Source organism: Peptostreptococcus canis, from assembly GCF_014229965.1.
GTDB lineage: Bacteria > Bacillota > Clostridia > Peptostreptococcales > Peptostreptococcaceae > Peptostreptococcus > Peptostreptococcus canis.
In genome coordinates this window covers 1-337 of sequence record NZ_JABGBW010000032.1, presented here as the reverse complement: position 1 = coordinate 337, position 337 = coordinate 1, and the positions used below count along the sequence as shown (strand labels likewise).

General features: G+C 38.0%; 1 protein-coding gene. It reads right to left on the bottom strand.

Annotated elements, in window-relative coordinates; translation table 11 throughout:
- Positions 1-337: DUF11 domain-containing protein (locus HLB29_RS09565; protein WP_185624903.1), on the bottom strand; the 337-nt coding region annotated here is incomplete at both ends.

Sequence of the window (337 nt, the reverse complement as noted above, 5' to 3'; positions counted from 1 at the left end):
TCCAGGAGTAAATACGTCCTTCTTCGGTGTAGTCGGTGGTGTTTCAGGTGGATTTGTTGTTGTATTTGTCTTTACCTTCGGTCCTGTTTTACCAGTCTGCACTTCTGCTGTATTGTCCACCTTAGTCTTGTTATCTGCTTTAACTTGTACTGTGAAAGTTACTTCATATGTTTCATTATTTGCAACTGTCTTCAATTCCCAAGTTACTGTTCCATTGACATTCTTTCCGTCGTTGTCTGCTGAAATAAATGTTGTATTTGTTGGTACTTTGTCTGTAATTACAACATCCTGGCTCTTGCCTGTTGTATTCTTGTAAGTTATCTTGTAAGTCAACTTT